General features: G+C 37.5%; 15 protein-coding genes and 1 tRNA gene. 11 read left to right on the top strand and 5 right to left on the bottom strand.

The features are described 5' to 3' along the window. Window positions 1-84 precede the first annotated feature (84 nt). The 7 genes from aceK (at window position 85) to DWA31_RS11070 (ending at window position 8,267) form a co-directional block, all read left to right on the top strand. Window positions 85-1,821 (top strand): bifunctional isocitrate dehydrogenase kinase/phosphatase, encoded by a 1,737-nt coding sequence (gene aceK, locus DWA31_RS11040; protein WP_114326643.1) that lies wholly within the window; start codon window positions 85-87, stop codon window positions 1,819-1,821. A 450-nt stretch (window positions 1,822-2,271) separates the two neighbouring features. Further along, window positions 2,272-2,348: transfer RNA gene (locus DWA31_RS11045), tRNA-Trp, on the top strand. A gap of 74 nt (window positions 2,349-2,422) precedes the next feature. After that, the gene (locus DWA31_RS11050) at window positions 2,423-2,824 is read left to right on the top strand and encodes a DNA polymerase III subunit psi (RefSeq protein WP_114326644.1); all 402 of its coding nucleotides are present in this window, start codon (window positions 2,423-2,425) and stop codon (window positions 2,822-2,824) included. Further along, window positions 2,794-3,297, top strand: coding sequence for a ribosomal protein S18-alanine N-acetyltransferase (gene rimI, locus DWA31_RS11055; protein ID WP_342766957.1), 504 nt, complete (start codon window positions 2,794-2,796; stop codon window positions 3,295-3,297). Before DWA31_RS11050 ends, rimI begins: the two co-directional genes overlap by 31 nt. A 396-nt stretch (window positions 3,298-3,693) precedes the next feature. Beyond that, entirely contained in the window at window positions 3,694-5,277 is a 1,584-nt protein-coding gene (gene prfC, locus DWA31_RS11060) for a peptide chain release factor 3 (RefSeq protein WP_114326645.1), read from the top strand. 316 nt (window positions 5,278-5,593) lie between these two features. Beyond that, complete coding sequence (gene argS / locus DWA31_RS11065) at window positions 5,594-7,366, top strand: arginine--tRNA ligase (protein ID WP_114326646.1); 1,773 nt, start codon at window positions 5,594-5,596, stop codon at window positions 7,364-7,366. Between the two features lie 34 nt (window positions 7,367-7,400). Next, the gene (locus tag DWA31_RS11070; protein ID WP_114326647.1) at window positions 7,401-8,267 is read left to right on the top strand and encodes a TatD family hydrolase; all 867 of its coding nucleotides are present in this window, start codon (window positions 7,401-7,403) and stop codon (window positions 8,265-8,267) included. A gap of 4 nt (window positions 8,268-8,271) precedes the next feature. Here the strand turns inward: DWA31_RS11070 and DWA31_RS11075 are convergent, their stop codons facing one another. Then, complete coding sequence (locus tag DWA31_RS11075; RefSeq protein ID WP_114326710.1) at window positions 8,272-8,928, bottom strand: AhpA/YtjB family protein; 657 nt, start codon at window positions 8,926-8,928, stop codon at window positions 8,272-8,274. A gap of 67 nt (window positions 8,929-8,995) precedes the next feature. Between DWA31_RS11075 and serB the strand changes: the two genes are divergently transcribed. Further along, on the top strand, window positions 8,996-10,015 hold the full coding sequence (serB, locus tag DWA31_RS11080) for a phosphoserine phosphatase SerB (protein WP_245942591.1): 1,020 nt from the start codon (window positions 8,996-8,998) through the stop codon (window positions 10,013-10,015). A 60-nt stretch (window positions 10,016-10,075) separates the two neighbouring features. Here serB and DWA31_RS11085 read toward each other — a convergent pair whose 3' ends face one another. Then, complete coding sequence (locus DWA31_RS11085) at window positions 10,076-12,514, bottom strand: PilZ domain-containing protein (protein ID WP_114326648.1); 2,439 nt, start codon at window positions 12,512-12,514, stop codon at window positions 10,076-10,078. A gap of 181 nt (window positions 12,515-12,695) precedes the next feature. Here DWA31_RS11085 and DWA31_RS17040 point away from each other — a divergent pair, with 181 nt between their 5' ends. After that, window positions 12,696-12,884 (top strand): hypothetical protein, encoded by a 189-nt coding sequence (locus tag DWA31_RS17040; RefSeq protein WP_136037988.1) that lies wholly within the window; start codon window positions 12,696-12,698, stop codon window positions 12,882-12,884. Window positions 12,885-13,067: 183 nt separating this feature from the next. Here DWA31_RS17040 and DWA31_RS11095 read toward each other — a convergent pair whose 3' ends face one another. Next, window positions 13,068-13,937 carry a LysR family transcriptional regulator gene (locus DWA31_RS11095; RefSeq protein ID WP_114326650.1) on the bottom strand — a complete coding sequence of 290 codons (870 nt, stop codon included), beginning with the start codon at window positions 13,935-13,937 and terminating at the stop codon, window positions 13,068-13,070. A gap of 126 nt (window positions 13,938-14,063) precedes the next feature. On the opposite strand from DWA31_RS11095, the gene DWA31_RS11100 reads away from it, so the two are divergent. Then, complete coding sequence (locus DWA31_RS11100; RefSeq protein WP_114326651.1) at window positions 14,064-15,245, top strand: acyl-CoA dehydrogenase; 1,182 nt, start codon at window positions 14,064-14,066, stop codon at window positions 15,243-15,245. Further along, on the top strand, window positions 15,245-16,459 hold the full coding sequence (locus DWA31_RS11105) for a CaiB/BaiF CoA transferase family protein (RefSeq protein ID WP_114326652.1): 1,215 nt from the start codon (window positions 15,245-15,247) through the stop codon (window positions 16,457-16,459). The genes DWA31_RS11100 and DWA31_RS11105 overlap by 1 nt, the downstream gene beginning before the upstream one ends. Before the next feature lie 73 nt (window positions 16,460-16,532). Here the strand turns inward: DWA31_RS11105 and DWA31_RS11110 are convergent, their stop codons facing one another. Both DWA31_RS11110 and DWA31_RS11115 read right to left on the bottom strand, forming a co-directional pair. Continuing rightward, window positions 16,533-16,964 carry a hypothetical protein gene (locus DWA31_RS11110; protein ID WP_114326653.1) on the bottom strand — a complete coding sequence of 144 codons (432 nt, stop codon included), beginning with the start codon at window positions 16,962-16,964 and terminating at the stop codon, window positions 16,533-16,535. Between the two features lie 589 nt (window positions 16,965-17,553). Then, the gene (locus DWA31_RS11115; protein WP_114326654.1) at window positions 17,554-17,760 is read right to left on the bottom strand and encodes a cold-shock protein; all 207 of its coding nucleotides are present in this window, start codon (window positions 17,758-17,760) and stop codon (window positions 17,554-17,556) included. Window positions 17,761-17,822 lie beyond the last annotated feature (62 nt).

Genomic DNA, 17,822 nt, shown 5'->3' on the forward strand with positions numbered 1-17,822 from the left:
AAATTTTTAGATAAAATCTCGCTTAGTCATTATTTTAGCGTATGCTTTTTAAACTTAGAAAAACCATTTAGTTAGTAGGCCTTTATGAAAAACCTCGCTGGCGACATAGCCAACACTATTATCAATGGCTTTGATCGCCATATTCACCTATTTATAGAAATAACCAAATCAGCCCAACAACGCTTTCATAAATCCCAGTGGAGTGAAGTACAAAAAGCAGCTAAAGCGCGAACCACCTTTTATGAAGAAAGGGTGAAAGAAACGTATGAAACCATCAAACAAGATTTTTGCATTGACTCGCTTGATGACAATTTATGGCTTCAAGTTAAACAAAACTATATTAAGTTACTCGCCGACCATATGCAGCCAGAGCTAGCTGAAACTTTCTATAACTCAGTGTTTTGTTGGTTGTTTCATCGTAAGTACTATCATAATGATTATATCTTTGTAGAAAGCACTGCTCAGCGGCTTGATGACAGACCGACACCAAGTATTTACACTAGCTATAAGCCAGAAATAAAAGGCCTGAAAGAAACCGTTTGCGACATTATGAATGCTCACAAAAGCACGGTTCCTTTTAGAGATTTAAGTGGTGATGTTGATATTTTGATCCGAGCTTTTCGCCGTAAAGCGCATAAAACCCGCTTTAAGCTTGAAGATTTACAGTTTGATATTTTAGATTTTACTTTTTACCGTAATAAAGGCGCCTATTTAATTGGTCGGGTATTATCGCCTGCTGGCGAAACCCCTTTTATTGTTTCGGTATTAAATGATGATGAAGGCGGTTTATATATTGATGCATTGTTAAGCAAAAGTGAAGACATGGCGGTCGTGTTCGGTTTTGCCCGTGCTTATTTCTTTGTTGATTGTTTGCATCCTTATGCACTAGTAAACTTTTTACAAAGTTTAATTCCTCATAAAACTAAGGCTGATTTATATTCCGCTATCGGCTTTCACAAACAAGGTAAAACCCAATTCTATCGTGATTTTTTAAATCACCTAGATAACAGTGGTGACAAATTAACGTTAGCGCCAGGCATAAAAGGCATGGTGATGTCGGTATTTACGCTGCCATCGTATCCTTATGTTTTTAAAATTATTAAAGATAAATTCTCTCCTAGCAAAAATATGACCCGTGCTGATGTAAAGGGGAAATATAGATTAGTAAAACTACACGATAGAGTTGGTCGCATGGCCGATACGATGGAATACTCCGAAGTGGCTTTTCCGAAAGATAGGTTTGATACTGAAGTGTTAGAAGAGTTACAAAAGGTTGCCCCATCACTGCTTCGTTATGAAGATGACTTACTTATTATTAAGCATTTATATATTGAACGCCGTATGGTGCCATTAAATCTTTATTTAGCTAAAGCGAGTGATGAAGAAATAGAACAAGCTTTATATGGGTATGGTAAAGCAATTAAAGAGCTCATTTCTGCCGATATATTCCCTGGTGATATGTTATTAAAAAACTTTGGGGTTACCCGACATGGCCGAGTGATTTTTTATGATTATGATGAAATCACTTACATGAACGAAGTTAATTTCAGAGTAAAACCTGAAGCAATTACTGAGGAGCAAATTTACGCGGCTGAGCCATGGTATTCCGTTGCGCCTGGCGATATGTTCCCAGAAGAGTTAGGCACTTTCGCGCTTGCAAATCCTAAATATTTAAAAGCCTTTAAAATACATCACAAAGATTTATTAACGGCAAGTTACTGGCAACAATCTCAGAAAAATGTTGCTGAGGGTATTTATGAAGATGTTTATCCTTACCCTGACAAATTCAGATTTTGTGAAATGAGAAAAACAAATAAATAAAGTTACGGGTAGCGAGTAGCGAAAACACCAGACTAAACGTGTGTAGGCTTCGCAACTCGAAACCTAATACCCAAGTGAATTCAAAGTGCAGGTTTTAGTTGGAATTAGAAACGTCTTTAGGCAAGGCATTGATTGAAGAGAATGGTTACTCCCTTGTCGAAATCAATAACGAAGTATAAAACGTTTCTAAACCAACCCTACGGGGACAACTGAGCAAACCATCTACTTCGTTGTATCCTTTTTTAAGGGAGCAACCATTAATAAAAAGATGCGCCTTGTATATGGCTCGCTCAGTTGTCCTAAAATCCGCTTTTGAGTTCACTTGGGTATATATTACTCGTAACCCTACTTCCTTTGTTTATAAAGTAGCCGAACAGTCAATCAATTCAAACTTTTTAAGCATTTACCCTTTACCTTTGCTTTGGCATCAGTATAATTCACCTCCATTGCAGGGGTGTAGTTCCAATTGGTAGAACAGCGGTCTCCAAAACCGATGGTTGGGAGTTCGAGTCTCTCCACCCCTGCCATTTTCTCTTCTGCTTTTCTATTTACTTTTTTTCAAATACTATTCAATAGTAACCAAGTCTGTCATTATTACGCCATGAGCATTAATCAAAGACAATATCAGCAGTTAACTGAAATGGGCATTAGTTTGTGGCAACATAAGTCCGCAGCTTTTCAAGATTCTTCATCGTCCAAAAATAATTTGGAACATGATATTAGTTATCTAAAACAGGATGTTGAAAGCTTAGCTGTGCTAACTAAACAAACCTTTTTTACTGATTTATTGCTCACACTTGAACTTTCTATTGGTGAAGTTACCGCCCAAAAAGATCACCTTGATTTAGGTTTATTTAATTGGTTTTTCTACGCTGATCTAAACAAAACACCATCGATTCATTGTGCTGATAATAAATTAGTGAGTCCAAGCATTGAATTGATCCGCAAGTCTCCCGCCTTAAAAAAACAATTATGGCAAACAATAACGACGAACCTGTTATAAAAAATATGAATAACTCTTTAACGTTTACGCCAATCACCCCTGCCGATATAAAACCATTAATGCTGATAGAAGACCAATGTCATTCTCATCCTTGGAGTGAAAAAACCTTTAGCAGTTGCATTGGTGGTCGCTACTTCGGAGAAAAACTCAGCGAAACATTAAACGAACCACATAACGTTGTCGGCTTTTATATTGGCGAGCATGTTATTGATGAAGCAACCCTAATGGATATTTGTGTCAGCCCAGATAATCAAGGTAAAGGCTTGGGTAAAAAACTGTTAACACAGTTTATTAATCAAGCCAAAACACAAGGCGTAGTTAAAATATGGTTAGAAGTGCGTGCTAAAAATATTACGGCACAAATGCTCTATATGAATGTAGGATTTATTGAAACAGGTCGCCGAACGGGTTATTACCCTAGTGCTCGCGGGTTTGGATATGAAGACGCTATTGTAATGTGCTTAACTTGTTGATACTGGCATTGCCAAACTAACAACAAAACAACCTGTTTTCTTCCTTACTATGCATGATAAATAAGGCTTTCACATCATCTACAAAGTGATGCTTTTTGGCCTCTCAGCAGACTTCGATTAAATAACCTCAACATACCTTACACCATAGCCTTAAGTGACCATCACTTGAACTATCGTACTTTTACCTAATTAATATTTTTTCATTATTAAAAGAAGAAAAAGTCACTAATTAGGTTTTTTTATTTGTGATATAATCCGCGCATTTATTTTGAGCATTAAATTGAATATTACATTTTTCGCCCAATACCCAATTAAGTACGGCCATTAAATACCGTCATTAAACATTAATACCGCATGTTAAGTGCACTAGTATGTGAAACTAAGAGATTTTAAAAAATGACCACCCCACAAATTGCAGCAGTAGATATTAGACGCACTTTTGCCATAATCTCTCACCCCGATGCGGGTAAAACCACGATTACCGAAAAAGTATTATTGTTTGGTCAAGCCTTACAAAGAGCAGGTACGGTGAAAGGTAAAAAATCAGGTCAACATGCGAAGTCTGACTGGATGGAAATGGAAAAAGAACGTGGTATATCTATCACCACTTCAGTTATGCAGTTTCCTTACAATAATTGCTTAGTAAACCTATTAGATACTCCCGGCCATGAAGACTTCTCTGAAGATACTTATCGAACACTAACGGCGGTAGATTCTTGCTTAATGGTTATCGATGTTGCCAAAGGTGTTGAAGCACGTACAGTTAAACTAATGGAAGTCACCCGTTTACGTGACACCCCTATCATCACTTTTATGAACAAAATGGATCGCGATGTTAGAGATCCTATTGAAGTGATGGATGAAGTTGAAACAGTTTTAAATATCAAATGTGCTCCTATTACTTGGCCGATAGGAATGGGTAAAGAATTCAAAGGTGTTTATAACCTACTTACCGATGAGATATTTTTATATCAATCTGGTTTAGGACACATGATTCAAGAAAGACGCGTAATCAAAGGCCTTGATAATCCAGCCCTTGATGAAGCCATTGGTCCATTTGCCGAAGATTTCCGTGACGAAATGGAATTAGTGCTTGGTGCCTCACACGAGTTTGATCTAGATGAATTCTTAAAAGGTGAGCTAACACCAGTCTTTTTTGGTACGGCATTGGGTAACTTTGGTGTTGATCATATGCTTGATGGCCTAACTAAATGGGCACCTAAACCTCTACCAAGACTTACGGACACAAGAAAAGTGACCGCTGAGGAAGAAAAATTTTCAGGCTTTGTTTTTAAAATTCAAGCGAACATGGATCCTAAACATCGTGACCGTATCGCCTTTATGCGTATTTGCTCAGGCAAGTATGAAAAAGGCATGAAGATGAAACAAGTACGCTTAGGTAAAGATGTAAAAATTGCCGATGCGGTAACCTTTATGGCCGGTGATAGAGCGCAAGTTGAAGAAGCTTATGCGGGTGATATTATTGGTTTACATAATCATGGCAGCATTCAGATTGGTGATACGTTTACGGCTGGCGAAATGATGAAGTTCAGTGGTATTCCAAACTTTGCCCCTGAAATGTTTCGACGTATTCGCTTACGTGATCCACTGAAAGCGAAGCAATTACAAAAAGGTTTAATCCAGCTTTCGGAAGAAGGTGCTGTACAAGTATTTAGACCTTTTATCAATAATGACATGATCGTTGGCGCAGTCGGTGTATTGCAATTTGAAGTGGTAGTACAACGATTAAAAACAGAATACAAGGTTGATGCCATTTATGAGCCTATCAGCGTAGCAACGGCTCGTTGGTGCAGTTGTGATGATGAACGCACCTTAGAACTGTTTAGAAAAAAAGCCGGTGATTACTTGGCATTGGATGGCGGCAATAACTTAACTTATATTGCCCCAACCATGGTGAATTTATCGTTAGCACAAGAGCGTAATCCCGATATAGCGTTCCACTCAACACGTGAACACTAGTTTGGCTTTTTAGTTTGTCATTTTACGGCGTTGCTTAATCATTTTTATGCAGTCACTTAGTGTACTAAGCTCCTTTATAAAAATAATCAAGCGCCTTGTAAAATAAACAAACTACTTTGCCAAACCCGAGCAAATTAAGAAAAAGTTTGATGTTTTACAATAACATCAAAAAATAAATAAATGTACTAACTGTGAGTTGCCCTATTCTCGCAGTTAGTTGGTTCAAGAGTAAAGAAAACGCGCGGAGCTGACGATAGTCAGTGAGCACGATTGATGCGGCTATTGAGCCAAATAGCAAAGAGAATGAGATAACGAAATGAATATTAAAAATATACTATCAGAAAAAGTCAGTGCAGCAATGGTTGCTGCAGGTCTACCTGTAGGAACTAATCCAGCGATTAGTTTATCAAACCGTCCGCAGTTTGGTGATTACCAAGCCAATGGCGTGATGGGTGCAGCTAAGAAATTAAAAACTAATCCGCGAGAGCTCGCAACTAAGGTTGTTGCTGAGCTGGACCTAGACGGTATCGCTAGCAAAATTGAACTCGCTGGCCCTGGCTTTATTAATATTCATTTAGATCAAAACTGGCTTGCCGCACAACTTAATACGGTTGCCCAAGATGAGCATAGCGGCGTAACACAAAGAGGCACTGGCTCAGAAGACTCTCTACAAGATTCTTTACAAGATAAGCAACAAACAGTAGTAGTAGATTACAGCGCACCTAACCTTGCCAAAGAAATGCATGTTGGTCATTTACGCTCAACCATTATTGGTGATGCCGTAGTACGTGCCTTAGAGTTTCGTGGTGATAAAGTTATTCGCCAAAATCACATGGGTGATTGGGGTACACAGTTTGGCATGCTAATCGCGCATTTAAGCGATAAATTAGCGAGCGACGAAGTGGCTGAAACGGCACTTAGTGATTTAGAAAACTTTTACCGGGAAGCAAAAGTTCGCTTTGATAACGAAGAAGGCTTCGCAGACCGCGCTCGTGCTGATGTGGTTAAATTGCAGAGTGGTGATGCTGGCTCTGCCAAATTATGGCAGCAATTTATTGATATATCTATTGCGCACAGTGAAGAGATTTACGCTAAGTTAAATGTGTCGCTAAAACGTAGCGATATCATGGGTGAAAGCGCTTATAACGATGATTTGTCAATTGTTGTAGATGAGTTAATGGCAAAAGAAATTGCGGTTGAAAGCCAAGGTGCTAAAGCTGTTTTCATTAATGAAATGGCCAATAAAGATGGCGATGCTCCTGTACTTATTGTACAAAAGTCGGGTGGCGGATTCTTATATGCCACCACCGATTTATCTGCTTGTCGTTATCGCAGTGATAAATTAGCGGCCGATCGCATCATTATTTTCACTGACGCCCGCCAATCACTACATTTTAAACAAGTTGAAATAGTTGCCCGTAAAGCGGGTTTATTGCCTGAGCACGTTGGTTATGATCACTGTCCATTTGGTATGATGATGGGAGATGATGGCAAGCCATTTAAAACCCGTACTGGTGGCACGATCAAATTAGCTGAGCTACTAGACGAAGCAATCAGTCGTGCCAGTGATTTAATTAAAGAAAAAAACCCAGACATTGATGCTGCTGAGTTAGCGGCTCTTTCCGAAAAAGTAGGCATAGGTGCTGTTAAATTTGCCGATTTATCAAAAAACCGTACCAGTGACTATATTTTTAGCTGGAAAACCATGCTGAGTTTTGAAGGCGCTACCGCTCCTTATTTACAGTACGCTTATTCACGTATTCAAAGTATCTTTGTTAAAGCAGGTGTTACTCAAACTCAAGCGACTATCGCTATTATTGAGCCACAAGAAAAAGCCTTAGCATTAAAACTATTACAACTTGAAGATGTAGTAGATGCGGTAATTAGTGAATGCACGCCTAACTTGTTATGTAACTATCTTTATGAATTAGCCAGCCTTTACATGAGTTTTTATGAAGCTTGTCCTATTCTTAAAGAAGGTATTAGCGACGAAGTTAAAGCTTCACGTTTAGCCTTGTGCCAAATAGTAGCGCAAACCTTAAAACAAGGTTTAGATATTTTAGGCATTGAAGTAATGGATAGAATGTAAATAATACTAATTATTGATAAAATAGGGGGCAATGATGCAGTTTACCGATAGTCATTGCCACCTTGATTTTATTGAGTTTCAGCACAAATATCCTCAGCTACTGAGTCAATGCCAACAAAATAATATTAACCGTATTATTGTCCCTTCAGTAAATCCAGAACATTGGCATCGAGTCTTATCATTACCCGCTCAAGCACACTCTACTCAAGCAAATAGCACCGTTAACATCTCATGCTGTTTAGGCATACACCCGTGGTTTATTATTATTCAAGACAACTTACTTAACGAAAAGTCAGCTAAAAATATCGACCTTGCGTTTAATGAACAACAACTCAAACAAGCTGTAATAAAAAACATTAACGATATAGTTGCCATTGGCGAGTGCGGCATTGATGTATTTAAAGCAAAAAAGAATACTGAAAGTGAGCAAGCATTAACTAATAATTTAAATTTACAACAAGCATTCTTTGAAATGCAACTGCACATAGCCAACCAAAATGATTTACCTGTCGTTATCCATCACTGCCAATCTCATCATTTAATTCTACCGCTATTAAAAAAGATCAAACTAAACAGAACAGGTGTTATTCATGCTTTTTCAGGGAGTTATCAACAAGCTAAAGCCTATGTAGATTTAGGTTTTAAACTGGGTATTGGCGGCACCATTACCTACGAACGATCAAAAAAAACCATTAATGCAGTTAAACGTTTACCATTGTCTACCTTACTATTAGAAACCGATGCCCCTGCCATGCCCCCTTTTGGCCAACAAGGTTTAATCAATACACCATTGAATCTACTTACTGTATTTAAAGCCTTATGTATCATAAGAGATGAGCCAGAAGAAATAATAGCCAAACAAATAGAAAGCAATGTTGACGAGTTATTTTTTAGCCGTTAACTTATCATTTGGTATTAATATCAGGCATTCTAAAACCTTGGCGGCTAAAGCGATTTAACCCTCGCGTTAATAAAAATCCCACCACACCTGCAATAATCAACAAAAATCGGTACAAGGTTTGCGAATTTTCATTGTCTTTTGCTAAGGTAGCGGTCAAATATGACTTTTCAATCGTCAATCGTAAATACCCTATTAATTTATCCGTACGAATTTCACTAACAAAGGGGCTATATTTACCGCTTTTGTTGAGTGTTTTCAAACTTTCATCAATACCATATAGTGATTTTATAGAAGCACTCGCTTCACCACCAGATACCGATTTTAATAGCAATAAACCCGTTTCATCATACAAGTGTACTTGTTTGATAAAATCGGCCTCTCCTAAGTGATTTAAATAAGACTGTAACTGAGCATTTCGTGATTTTTTACTCTGTGATGTTGTTTTTTCAGCGAGTAACACTGAAATACCAGCAATGGCTTGTTGCAAAAATTTATCAGCTGTCTGCTCAAAATGCAGGGATAACACCTGCTCACTTTTTTCCGAGGTAGACACCCACAGCGTCATCAAAAGCACAATAAGTAAAATAGCACTAAGTAATTGCAGAATTTTATTATAAATTGGCGATAATTTAGGGTATAAAGGCTGTTCTGATTGTTTCATAATAAACTTGCTGTGCCTCTTTAACAAAATTGCATGAGCATACATACACTTATAATAGAGAGTTAACGTGTCTTTTTCTACTAATGTGCCTTTTTCTACCAAAATATTATCCTTATCACTTGAATCTTATTTCAATCAACCTCAAATACCTGATTGTTTACCTATTCACTTTGTTTTAAATGATAACGCTTTAACGCTATGTGAAAGAGCAACTATTGATTCGCCAAATCAAGAGCTCGTTGTTTTTGCTGATTTAACTATGAAAAGCTTATTAGCTTTACAAAATACAAGTCACATTGGTATTAATGCCTTAACTACCATTAATACACGCAACCAGCAAACCAGCTATCGCTTTAGTGTAACTTGTACTGACTTTATAAAAGCTCGAAAATCTATCGCTGATTTTGCCTTAGCGCATGGGATTGAAGCAGCATTAATTAAAGATGCTCCAAAACTTGCTGAACCTGGTTTATTAGTAATGGATATGGACTCAACCACCATAGAAATTGAGTGCATTGATGAAATAGCAAAATTAGCCGGCGTAGGCGAGCAAGTAGCAGCTGTTACTGAACTGGCCATGCTAGGAGAATTAGACTTCGCCCAAAGCTTACACCAACGTGTTGCAACGCTAGCAAATGCGCCAGAGCAAATACTGGCAGATGTTGCTAAAAACATCCCCTTAATGACTGGGTTAGAAAACTTAATTAGCGAGCTGAAAAAACATAACTGGCGTATTGCTGTGGCATCAGGCGGTTTTACTTACTTTGCAGATCATTTACAAGAATTGTTAGCACTTGATGCCACCTTTGCCAATGTATTAGATATTGTCGACGGTAAATTAACCGGTAAAGTATTAGGCTCAGTGGTTGATGCACAAGTTAAAGCTGACTCATTAACACTGCTAGCAGAGCAATATCAAATACCCGCCAGTCAAACCGTTGCAATGGGTGATGGTGCCAATGATCTCATTATGATGGCGGCAGCAGGATTTGGTGTTGCTTTTCATGCCAAACCAATCGTTTTAGCTCAAGCGGATAGTAGTATTAATAAACAAGGTTTAGATTGTCTACTTCACTGGTTAGCGTAGCAGTTTAAGTTAATATTTCGCCTCTTGAAGCTTAATTCTTGAGGCTCAGTTATTTGAGGCTTAAGCGTTAGGTAAGTTATAACAAGACAGTGCTTCCTTCGTTATATCAAAGCACTGAATCATACCAACAACACTCCAAATGTCTTGCTCAAGTTTTTTACCACGATGAAGAGCATATGAGCTAATATAACTTAGCTCTGCATTAAGATATTCCATATCTGGTTCGTTTGTTCGTGTAATCATAAGCTTCAAACAATAAAACTGCCCGCGTTTTAAAGATTTCTTGATGAATAATCGTTTTAATTCTGGCGTACTTAACTCACTATCCAGCGTAACCTGTACTGATTTGTCTACTTTAAATTCATTTATATCTACCGCAATATAAAGTAATTCTGCTATAGATTCATCACCCATTAATAACGTCTTTAAATGCTGTTCAAGTAAACCGCTAGATTGTAACTTAGTCAGTAAAGGATACAAGTTATAGTAATTTTCACGGTCACTCAATCGTCTCATTTGCTTAAATAATTCACTCGAATCATTATTACTCGCGATTGCCTCTATCTTGTATCGGCTACCACTCGCTTGCACAAGTAGAGCAGGTACATTCATATTCTTGGCATAACTAGTGCGCAAAGCATCAGCTAAACCCGGCGTTAACATAGCGTATTCGTCTGGCGTTAATTTATGACGGTTTTTACTAATTAATAATTTAAAAAATGCTCGACCAATATGTTTATGAGATTTAACGTGTACTCGCAAATTAAGAATCGTTTTCTTTTTATTGATACGTACTACTTCATAAGACAACTGCTTAAGATCGAAAGCTGAGGTTATTTTTTGTAGTTTAGGAAAAGTTAAATAAACAACATCTCCTTTTGCAAGCATAGCGGGATTATCTAACTCAACTTTCAAGCCTGAAACTGAAAAGTCATGAGAATTTCCCTGCCAGTGTGTTTTTTCACACTCAATAATTACGGGCGTATCATAGATAAAACGTAATTCTTGCCGTTGATTTTTATAACTAACGCCCAACTCATCAACTATAATTGGTTTTGTGAGCCGCCGATGACCATATTTTTTTAAATTCGCAGACGATATTTTCCCACTAGAAATCTGCTGGTAATGGGCAACAAGGCTCGGATGAGTTATATCATTAACAACAGATATAAAGGGTATCAACGCTAAGGAAGTTATAACCTCATCGGAAGGAGGCAAGTTAATATATTGTTCTTTCAAAGAATGAGTATTCGCTAACGTAAATGCAGAGTGAGCGTGATTTTGATCAACCTTTACACAAGATAGCTCAGTAATTGAAAATGTTTTTTGATTCGCTGCAAACGTTAAAAAGAAAGAAGAAAAACCGCTCTCTGCTAGCAATTGCTCTGTATCCATCGAATAAAAAAAACTTTTACCCTGTGTTTGATGAATAAAACTATAGACTAATAACGAGTTATCAGTCGTTTTCTGTAAACGTTCTAGTCGCTTTTCATTTAAGAGCAAAGATAAAGTAGAATTACCTGTTTCATCTTGCCAATATTGATAAATGGCTTGGTTATTATTCGTTGTTAATGCATATCGAGGTACTAATCCACTTTCATTTTTTTCAATAAAAACAGGTAATTCGGTTAATTTAGGTAAAAGGTATTGCTCAAAACTACGCGCTTGTAGCGCAGTGATAGTATTTTCTAAGTTGATTTTATAACGGCGCTTATTCCCTTGAATATAACCTGATAAAAACTGCTTTAAAATATCCTTCTCTGATACTTGAATGCGTTGGCAACCTATTAATTGAGTATTACCATCTCGATGAATATTTCTAACTTCAAAAGGGAATACATCAGTAGTGCTAAACTGAAATTCTTGCTCTAAGCCCGAAAATTGAATTTCTACTATTTGACCAATTTTTAGCGGTCTTTCATTGGTTAAACGAAATTTACAGCCCGTCATACTGATATCAGAACTAGTTGCTTTCAATTCTTGTTTATTTTCTAGGATAACTATAATTGCTATCGCAAAATTCATCCGTTCTTCAAAACGGTCATCGTAATCATCAAATTGATATAAGGAAGCTGGATATTGCAATTTTTCTTGCATTTTCTTCAACGAATCAGCAGAAGTGCGAATATTACCCGCTTGCTCATTTTGATAAATAACCCGAAAATTATTTTCAGTATTTTTAACCGCATCATAAACACCAAAGGTGTAATCACCATACTCGGCAACATTATCTTCAAATACACGAATAGCCACATCATCTAAAAAGTGACTTTGACCGTTATATTCAAACAGTTTACATACACCATCAACTAAACCACGCAAATCAATGGAGCGAGTACAAGCAGCAGCTAAACGTTTTAATTCCATTTTTAAAATGAATGTTTCTGTTTTAGCAAGGTGATTAGTGCTTAATGCAAACTTAGTATCAAAGCCAGCTTTATTAACTTTGCCACGAAAACTATCAATGATATCTTGGTATTTTGAAAAGTCTTTAGTCATGAAATATTGTTTTATTTAGAATCAATAAAGTAATTAAAAGCATTATAATTTGAACCACTTAAATTCAGCAATAGTATTTAACAACTATTCACGTAAATTAAATGCAACTTATTTTATATATAAGAAATGCAATATTTATGCCTTAATAGTAAAGGATAAATATAGAACATTAAAACAGCCTATGCTTGTTCTTACTGAACATCCTAGTATTCACGCTACTTATACCGATTTTAAAGTTTGGAATGCTATATCAGACTTTTGGCAGATAAAGTTCTCAACTCGTAGTGGTGATTTTGCCGGGTATGCTATTTCAGTGCTAAATTATAATGCAAAAGTTCAAAATATTGACGCTATTAACTTATCAGGTTAATCGCTATCACCTTCAGGCTTTGTTGAACCCAATATACCCGTAATCGTTCAAAATACTAAACCGCTTCTTCGATGGGGATAAAAATGATTTAAGCATCGTTATTGATTTTGGGAATGGCGCTACATGGATGTATCTTATTAGATAATGCAGGAGCACATTATCCTGAACAACCATTTCCTGCAATTAAGGGCTTTGGTATAAATAAGTTATAAACGCTTTACTTGCTTTGGAAAGGTAATGATTTTTTTTCCATGCGAGGCTTAACTTAAATTCAATTTTTGGTTCAAAAGGTATTGAGGTCATTTGATGGTCATCTTGTAAAATACGTGACAGACAAGTTGTGATACCCACTTCATTGCAAACCAAGGATTTTTGCAATTCAATGAGATTAGTTTCCATTCGGATATCTAACACTACATGATTTTTTTTTGCATAGTGGCTAACCACTTCACGTAAAAAGTACCCTTCATGAAATAACACCAATGGTTGTTGACAAAATAGTGCCAGTGAAAGCGTTTTTTCTACTGCTAATGGGTGCGTTTTCACCATGCCAGCCACTACTTCTTCATTAATAAGTTCTGTATATCGCAGTTGTGGGTTTTCTAAATCACCTCGAACTAGGGCTAAATCAAGCTCACCGTTTAACAGCATTTTCTCAAGTGCTGCCGTGCCTTGATCAACTAAGTGTATTTTTATATTCGGATATTTCTGTTTGAATTCTGTCAACACTTTCGGAAAATAATAAGAGCCCATCATCGCAGAAACACCAAATCGAATAGTACCGCGCTCAAGATCTTTTAATTCTTCCAGTTCCAATTCTACTTGCTTTGCTTGGCTTAATAATTGAGTTGCCAACTTATAGAGCACTTTGCCTTCAGCTGTTAATATCGCATTTTTTTCAGCACGGTTAATCAGCTTTAACCCAACTTCCTTCTCTAGTTTTTGTATGGTAATAGTTAATGCAGGTTGAGCAATGCCAATTTTATGGGCCGCCCGCGTAAAGTTACCGATGACAGCCAATTGACAAAAATATTCAAGCCGTTTTAAATTCATATAAATACACCAATAAATAAAACATATCAAAAATATAATAACTATATATTATATTTATCTTAGTGATTTAGCTAGAGTGTAACAATAAATTATCAATACGTAATAAAATTCAATCGGAGTAATAACATGAGCCAAGCACTCACCACTTTTAACTGGCAAGATCCTATGTTTCTTGACAATCAGCTGACTGACGAAGAACGCATGATCCGTGATACGGCTTATGATTATTGCCAAGAGAAATTGCAACCACGTGTGCTAGAAGCGAATAGAAATGAAGTTTTTGATCGTGAAATCATGCGTGAGTTAGGTCAGCTAGGTTTATTATGTGCTACCTTACCAGCACAATATGGTGGCAGTGAAGTTAACTATGTTAGCTATGGTTTAATCGCCCGTGAAGTAGAGCGTGTTGATAGTGGTTATCGTAGCGCAATGAGTGTGCAATCTTCACTGGTAATGCATCCAATTTATGCTTACGGCACAGAAGAGCAGCGAATGAAGTACTTGCCTAAGCTTGCCTCAGGTGAATGGGTTGGTTGTTTTGGTTTAACTGAACCAAATTCGGGTAGCGATCCTGCATCAATGACAACTCATGCAGCAAAAGTTGACGGTGGTTATTGCATAACCGGTAATAAAATGTGGATTACTAACTCTCCAATAGCAGATGTGTTTATTATTTGGGCAAAATTCAATAAAAAAATTCGTGGCTTTGTACTTGAAAAAGGCATGGAAGGTTTATCTACCCCCAAGATTGAAGGGAAATTTTCTTTACGTGCCTCAATAACCGGTGAAATCGTTATGGATAATGTTTTCGTTCCCGATGAGAATATGTTTCCAGAAATTTCAGGTTTAGCGGGGCCTTTTGGTTGTCTTAACAAGGCGCGTTATGGCATAGCTTGGGGAGCATTAGGCGCTGCCGAATTCTGTTTTAATGCCGCTCGTAACTATTCCATGGACAGAAAACAATTTGGTCGCCCATTAGCTTCAAATCAATTAATTCAAAAGAAATTGGCTGATATGCAAACAGAAATAAGTTTAGGTTTGCAAGGTTGCCTACAAATGGGCCGTTTAATGGATGCTGGCCAATGTCCGGTTGAATTAATTTCTTTAATGAAACGAAATAACTGTGGTAAGTCTCTTGATATTGCGCGCGTTGCCCGTGATATGCATGGCGGTAATGGTATTAGTGATGAATTTGGCGTAATTCGCCATATGATGAACCTTGAAGCAGTAAACACTTATGAAGGTACCCATGATATTCACGCCTTAATTTTAGGCCGTGCTATCACTGGATATCAGGCATTTTGCTAATGACTTCGGCATTAGAGAATATTAAGGTTATTGACTTAAGCCGTATTTTAGCTGGACCTTGGGCTTCGCAAATGTTGGCAGATATGGGCGCAGAAGTCATCAAGGTAGAACGTCCGGTAAAAGGTGATGACACTCGTTTTTGGGGTCCTCCTTTTATTAAAAACGCTACCGCAGAACAACCTCCACAGGCTGCATATTTCCATTGCGTAAACCGTAACAAGCAGTCAATTGCTATTGATATTACCCAAAAGCAAGGACAAAAAGTGATCAAAGACTTAATTGCTCAGGCCGATGTGCTCATTGAAAACTACAAAGTGGGTGGCCTTGCCAAATATGGTCTTGATTATCAACGTGTAAAAGAGATAAACCCACGGCTGGTTTATTGCTCCATTACAGGCTTTGGTCAAAGTGGTCCAAGCGCACATAAATCGGGTTACGATGCGATGATTCAAGGTGAAGGTGGCTTGATGAGCTTAACAGGGGAACCTGAAGGTCCCCCCATGAAAGTTGGCGTTGCTCTCGTTGATGTCATGACAGGGTTATACAGCTGTAATGCGGTATTAGCTGCATTGATGGCCAGACAGCACACCAACGAAGGTCAGCATATTGATATCGCTTTACTTGATGTTCAAGCGGCCACATTAGCTAATCAGGGGATGAACTATTTAACCACGGGTAAAAATCCGCGAAGATTAGGTAACGGACACCCCAACATTGTCCCTTATCAAACATTTGCGACTCAGGATGGCAGTATTATTTTAGCTGTCGGCAACGACAATCAATTTATCCAATTTTGTCAAGTGGCCCAATGCTCTGATATTGCTGAAGATCCTTTGTTTGCAACAAATGCACAGCGAGTCATAAACCGAGACAAGCTAGTCCCTGTTCTCGCGGGCAAACTTGCTTCATACACCAGCCAATGGTGGATTGAACAACTTGAGCGTGTATCCGTGCCTTGTGGCCCTGTGAATACCTTAGAACAGGTATTTAATCATCCTCAAATAAAGCATCGAGAAATGGTGAAACAAATAGCGAATAAACAAGGGGAACTTATAGATACTGTTGCCTCTCCGATCAATCTTTCAGCAACACCATTGCAATATAACAGCGCTTCCCCTGATTTGGGCCAACATAGCCATCAGGTCCTATCAAAAACGCTCAATTATAGTGAAGATGATATTAACGCGCTATTTCGTAACCATATTGTCAGTTAAAGGGTTAATTGTTGATACTTGCTCCGTAAATAAATTGCATTACATTTATTAAAGGAGCAAGTTTTATTTTTGATTATTTAAGATCTAGCAGTAGCATTTTAATTTCAGTACGTGAGCTATCAATTGAAAGAACGATAGCCTGTACTGATTGTTCGTCGTTATCAATAGACTCCCAATGAGTTGACCAGACTTCTTTTAACTTAAGCGTTGAATGTTTAACTTTTTTGGTCGTTAGCACACTTAAATCAACCGTTAAGCCAACTTTAACCCAGCCTTTTCTTGGGCTACCTTCAATGGTGTTTTTATCATAGTGAGCCGAATATACTAACTGTTCTAATTCAGATAATACTAACAGTAATTCAAAGCATGCCGTTCTGGTATTAGCATTTTCTTCAGTAATCTCCATACGCCAGACATTATATGAAAAGCCAAGCAGAGCAAACAGTAAACTAGCTATTACTGCCACTTGATAGTTTCGAATTTGTTTTTCAGCTTGAATATCCATTACTTTCTCCCACTTTGGATTGAGTTAAATGAATCCACTTAAAATAAAATGTTAACAATAGCCAATCGTACCACATAATACATTTTTAACATCTTGTAATATAAAGGTAAGTGTAAAGTTAACTCGGTGTATACCCATGATACTTCAAGATGTGCGTTTCAGGGCAGCTGAACGATTCATGATCAAGGCGCATCTCTTTTTAAGGACGCTACATGGATGTAGCTTATTAGAGAATGCAGGAGCACATTCTCCTGAACGACCCTTATCTTCAATCAAAGCCTTGCCTAAAGACGTTTCTAACTCCAGCTGAATCCGACATATTGAAGTAACATGGGTATAGATATTTTATAGAGGAGTTTTATTGCTCAGTTTATTCGCGAAGACGTAAGGAGGACGGATGAATATCCGACTAGCTACAATGCATTATATGACCAAGAGGAAATGGAATTGCATTGTTCAGATAGGCGTTATTGCCACATTAGGCACAGTGATTTTTAGTGCTGAAGTGGAAATATGTTTTCTATTAATAACGCATAAGTAAGCGACTACGCATAAGGTATCCGCTTACTTACTTGTTATATATTATCGCTTAAACAGCAACAACTTTATTTGCACATGGACCTTTCTGTCCTTGGCCTACTTCAAATTCTACAGCTTGGCCATCAGCCAATGTGGCGTATTGACCGCCTGCTTGAATTTCTGAATGATGAACAAACAAATCTTTACTTCCGTCTTCTGGAGTAATAAATCCGAAACCTTTATCTGCATTAAACCACTTAACTATACCTTTACTCATAACGTTCTCTTTATCTTTATCTTTGGTGAAAAATATAATTCTGACTTGCTATCACCATTACA

The organism is Candidatus Colwellia aromaticivorans (assembly GCF_003333305.1).
Classification (GTDB): domain Bacteria; phylum Pseudomonadota; class Gammaproteobacteria; order Enterobacterales; family Alteromonadaceae; genus Colwellia; species Colwellia aromaticivorans.

Coding starts and splice junctions, on each gene's coding strand:
- aceK (WP_114326643.1), top strand. CDS start 85: ATGAAAAACCTCGCTGGCGACATAGCCAACACTATTATCAATGGCTTT.
- DWA31_RS11050 (WP_114326644.1), top strand. CDS start 2,423: ATGAGCATTAATCAAAGACAATATCAGCAGTTAACTGAAATGGGCATT.
- rimI (WP_342766957.1), top strand. CDS start 2,794: ATGGCAAACAATAACGACGAACCTGTTATAAAAAATATGAATAACTCT.
- prfC (WP_114326645.1), top strand. CDS start 3,694: ATGACCACCCCACAAATTGCAGCAGTAGATATTAGACGCACTTTTGCC.
- argS (WP_114326646.1), top strand. CDS start 5,594: ATGAATATTAAAAATATACTATCAGAAAAAGTCAGTGCAGCAATGGTT.
- DWA31_RS11070 (WP_114326647.1), top strand. CDS start 7,401: ATGCAGTTTACCGATAGTCATTGCCACCTTGATTTTATTGAGTTTCAG.
- DWA31_RS11075 (WP_114326710.1), bottom strand. CDS start 8,928: ATGAAACAATCAGAACAGCCTTTATACCCTAAATTATCGCCAATTTAT.
- DWA31_RS11085 (WP_114326648.1), bottom strand. CDS start 12,514: ATGACTAAAGACTTTTCAAAATACCAAGATATCATTGATAGTTTTCGT.
- DWA31_RS17040 (WP_136037988.1), top strand. CDS start 12,696: ATGCTTGTTCTTACTGAACATCCTAGTATTCACGCTACTTATACCGAT.
- DWA31_RS11095 (WP_114326650.1), bottom strand. CDS start 13,937: ATGAATTTAAAACGGCTTGAATATTTTTGTCAATTGGCTGTCATCGGT.
- DWA31_RS11100 (WP_114326651.1), top strand. CDS start 14,064: ATGAGCCAAGCACTCACCACTTTTAACTGGCAAGATCCTATGTTTCTT.
- DWA31_RS11105 (WP_114326652.1), top strand. CDS start 15,245: ATGACTTCGGCATTAGAGAATATTAAGGTTATTGACTTAAGCCGTATT.
- DWA31_RS11110 (WP_114326653.1), bottom strand. CDS start 16,964: ATGGATATTCAAGCTGAAAAACAAATTCGAAACTATCAAGTGGCAGTA.
- DWA31_RS11115 (WP_114326654.1), bottom strand. CDS start 17,760: ATGAGTAAAGGTATAGTTAAGTGGTTTAATGCAGATAAAGGTTTCGGA.